This is a genomic window from Stenotrophomonas sp. 05L44_2 (assembly GCF_056665995.1).
Genome location: NZ_JBFTNR010000390.1, coordinates 1 through 4,002 on the forward strand (window position 1 = coordinate 1; position 4,002 = coordinate 4,002).

4 protein-coding genes are annotated in these 4,002 nt (G+C 68.6%); 1 reads left to right on the plus strand and 3 read right to left on the minus strand.

The features are described 5' to 3' along the window. Positions 1-158: 158 nt before the first annotated feature. On the plus strand, positions 159-917 hold the full coding sequence (locus tag AC1VAN_RS14130) for a DUF3011 domain-containing protein (RefSeq protein WP_025874683.1): 759 nt from the start codon (positions 159-161) through the stop codon (positions 915-917). 43 nt (positions 918-960) lie between these two features. Here the strand turns inward: AC1VAN_RS14130 and AC1VAN_RS14135 are convergent, their stop codons facing one another. From AC1VAN_RS14135 to blaL2, 3 genes are all read right to left on the minus strand, one after another. Continuing rightward, positions 961-1,602, minus strand: a complete 642-nt coding sequence (locus tag AC1VAN_RS14135) for a hypothetical protein (RefSeq protein WP_025874684.1) — start codon at positions 1,600-1,602, stop codon at positions 961-963. 56 nt (positions 1,603-1,658) lie between these two features. After that, on the minus strand, positions 1,659-2,873 hold the full coding sequence (locus AC1VAN_RS14140; protein WP_480986019.1) for a cation:proton antiporter: 1,215 nt from the start codon (positions 2,871-2,873) through the stop codon (positions 1,659-1,661). Between the two features lie 106 nt (positions 2,874-2,979). Next, positions 2,980-3,906 carry a L2 family extended-spectrum class A beta-lactamase gene (gene blaL2, locus AC1VAN_RS14145; RefSeq protein ID WP_282279913.1) on the minus strand — a complete coding sequence of 309 codons (927 nt, stop codon included), beginning with the start codon at positions 3,904-3,906 and terminating at the stop codon, positions 2,980-2,982. Positions 3,907-4,002: the final 96 nt, after the last annotated feature.

A 4,002-nucleotide genomic window follows, 5' to 3' on the forward strand; every position in this document is an offset into this window, starting at 1 on the left:
GGGGAAAGCTCCGCTGGAGAACGCCGGCGCCTGATGGGGGCCGGAAAGCCTCTTATTCTGCGGCCGACGCCCCGGCCGGGGCAAATGCGGACGGTCACGCGGGCTTGATCGCCCCCGTCCTTATAGTCGCGCACCTACTCCCGTATGGGGATGTCGCCATGAAACCGCAGTCCCTGGCCAGCCTGGCCGTGATCCTTGGCACCTTTACCGCGCTCGCCCTGCACTCCGCCCCTGCCGCCGCGCAGGACGGGGTGGTCCGCTGCGAGAGCCAGAACAACCGCGAACGCGTCTGCAACACCGGCTGGCGCGATGCCCGGCTGGTCCGCCAGCTGTCCGGCTCGGCCTGTGTGGAAGGCCGAACCTGGGGCACCCGCAATGGCAGCATCTGGGTCAACAACGGCTGCCGCGCCGAATTCACCCAGGGCCGAGGCGGCTGGGGTGGCGGCAACGGCGGCGGTTGGGGTGGTGGCAACGGCAACGGCAACAGCGGCACCGTGCGCTGCGAAAGCCAGGACAACCGCGAACGCAGCTGCCCGGTGGGCTGGCGCAACGCACGCGTGGTCCGGCAGATCTCCGGCACGCAGTGCGTGGAAGGCCAGAACTGGGGCGTGCGCAACGGCGCGATCTGGGTCAACCGCGGCTGCCGCGCCGAGTTCGCCGAGGCCCGCGGTGGCTGGGGCGGCGGCAATGGTGGGGGCAATGGCGGCGGCTGGGGTGGTGGCAACAGCAACTACACCGTGACCTGCAGCAGCAACAACAACCGCCAGCAGAGCTGCAACTGGGATGAACGCCAGGGCCGGCCTGTGCTGCAGCAGCAGCTGTCCGGCAGCGCCTGCCAGGAAGGCCGGACCTGGGGCTACTCGCGCGGCAACGTGTGGGTCAGCAACGGCTGCCGGGCGCGCTTCGGCACGCGTTGAGGGGTAGCGCCGGGCTGTCCGCGGCAGCATGCCAGGGGGCCGATCAGGGTGCCGGCGCCGCTGCATCACCCCAGGGCGCCGGCGGTAGCGCGACCGGCTTGCTGAGATCGAACTCGACCCGGAAACGGCGCCCTTCCGGGCGCGTCAGCTCATAGACAAACCGCTGGTCCGGCTCGATCTCCATCGCCCAGGTGTTGTGGGTTGAAGCCAGCATGTCGGCACGGCGGAACATCGCCACCGATTCGCCATCGGCGGGGAACTGCTGGCGTTCGGCGGTGCCCGGCGGCTTGCTGTCACCGCCGTACAGGGTGATCGCATCGGGGCTGCCATCGGCGTGGCGATGGTCGTGCTTCAGGCGCAGCCCGTGCTCGGTGCGGGTCAACACCCAGGTGCGCGAATGGTCATCGCCGACGTGGAACGGGATGCGCAGCTCATGGCCCGGGTCGGCGCAGCCCCGCACGTGCATCACCAGCTTCTGCCCGGCGAAGGGGTCTTTACCGGTGGGGGCCGGCGTGTCTTCCACCACCTTGCCCTCGTACGCCTGGCCACAATGGGCAGCGACCGCGGCCATGAAGGCGTCGGCCGGCGCGGTCGACAGATCGTGGTTGACCGTATGCGATGGCTGCGAGCAGGCGGCGAGGCCGAGCAGGGCGAAGGCGGAAGCAACAGCGGCGATCGGTTTCATGCCCCAACCCTAACGGCCATGGCCGATGGGCGCAAACCGCACTCCCTGGATCCACCTCAGCGCTCGGCTGCAGGGGCGGCGGCAACCACGTCCGTCGCCGCCACCGGCGCATCTTCGCCCTGCCCTGCCGGCTCCTGCTCGACCGGATCGACATCGAACGGCGTGCGGAACACCAGCGAGGGCAGCAGCGTGGTCAAGGCGGCATACAGCAGCAGCGCGCCGAACAGCACCGCGGGAATCTGGAAGCGATCGCGCATGATCGCGGCCAGCACCAGGGTGAAGATCAGCGTCGGTGCCAGCGCCAGCGACACACGCAGGCTGCTGCGGAAGCTCTCGCCGAACATCACGCGGCGCTGCAGCCAGACCACCGCGATGCGCAGGGGCAGCACCACCAGGGTGATGACGATGCCCAGCCCCAGCGCCTCCCAGCTCAGCGCTTCGCTGGGCACCTTGGTGCCGGCGTTGAAGAAGTAGAACGGCACGARGAACGAGGCGAACAGACGCAGCGCATGCAGGTTTTCGTGCGAGGCCAGCAGCGGCATTCGCTGGTGCAGCAGGCGCGCGACCAGGCCGGCAATGAAGGCGCCAACCAGGTAGTACACGCCCAGCAGGTAGGTGATGTACGCCGCCACCATGCCCACCATCACCAGCAGTGAGAATTCCGAGCCCGGCGCATGCGGCGCGACCCAGCGACCAAGCGCGATGAACAGCAGCGGCAGGCCGATCATCATCGCCAGCAGGGCCAGGCTGGACAGCGCCATGTGCCCGGGATCGCCAGCCTGCAGCACGATGAACAACGCCGCCAGGGCCAGCAGTTCGCCGGCGATGGCCTTGCTGGTGACCCAGAACCGCTCGTCCTCGCTCAGCCCCAGCCGCGACAGCGAATCCATGATGAAACCGGTGGAGGGGGTCAGCAGCGCAAGTGCCAGCAACCCGGCCGCCTGCCATGGCAGGCCGGCGTAACGCCAGGCCAGCCAGCCGACGCCGAACAGGGTGGCACTGCGGATCAGCAGATGCGCCAGCAGCGGCCACATGCCGCGCCGCAAGGCCTGCAGGTCAACTTCCAGGCCGGCGAACAGGAACAGTGAGGAGATGCCCAGCGTGGCCAGCAGCGCGATGACCGCGTCGTGCGCCTGGTCGCCCAGCCAGAGCATGCCGATGATGCCGAACAGCAGGCAGGTCAGCGGCGCCGGCAGGCTGAACCGCTGCAGCGCGCGCGGGATGACCAGCAGCGCGAAGATCAGCAGCAGGTAGACCAGTTCATGGCTCATCGGGGGGACTTCCGTGTGGATCGAACGCGCGCAGGATGCGGGTTCGATCCGGATCGGGCAAGCCGGACACGGCTGAAAGTGTCCTCTCCTTTCGGCAGAGCGCCCTTCAGCGGATCAGCCCATCTGCAATCCGCCCGACCTGCGCAAGTACCGCCGCGCGCTGTTCGAAGCTGATCGTGCCCGCCTGCAGATAGGCGGTCAGGACCCAGGGCGAACCGCCCTGCACCGGCCACAACACGGCGATGTCGTTGCGGGCGTCTTCGCCATTGCTGCCGGTCTTGTCGCCCACCCGCCAGCGCTTGCCCAGGCCCGCACGAAGGCAGGCATCGCCGGTTTCGTTGTCGATCAGCCAGTCGGCCAACTGCTGGCGTGAGGCAGGCCTGAGTGCATTGCCCAGCACCAGACGCTGCAGCGTCGATGCAATGGCCGCCGGCGTAGTGGTGTCGCGGGGATCATCGATGGCGAAGCTGTTCAGTTCCGGCTCCAGGCGATCGCTGCGGGTGATCGTGTCGCCGGTGGCGCGCAGGAACGCGGTCACCGCCGGCGGCCCGCCGATCGCTGCGAACAACAGGTTGGCGGCGGTGTTGTCGCTGGTGATCAACGTGGCCCGGCACAGGTCACGCACGGTCAGGTCCTTGCCGACGTGGCGGCGGGTGACCGGCGCGTGCTCCAGGAGGTCCTGGGTCCGCACCGGCAGGCGCCGGTCCAGCAGTGCCGCATCGCGCTCGGCCTGCTTGAGCACCGTGGCGGCCAGCACGCTCTTGAAGGTGCTGCACAGCGGGAAGCGTTCGTCCTGGCGATGGCCGAGGCGACGACTACCGGCACTGTCGAGCAGGGTTACGCCGAGTCGACCGCTGCACGCCTTTTCCAGTGCGGCGAAGTCGGCGGCGGCGGCGATGGCGGCATCGACCGGTGTGGCGGGCACGGTGGCGGGCACGGTGGCGGGTGCGGCAGCCCGGGCCAGCAGCGGCAACGCAAGGGTGGAGGCGACTGCGGCACTACTGAACTGCAGGAATCGACGACGGGCAAGCATGCGGAATCCTCGTGGAAGCTGTCCCGATTATTGAAAGGGTGGGCAAAGGCGACCAGCGCGTTTTTTCAGCGYCAGCCATGAGATTAATTCATGCAT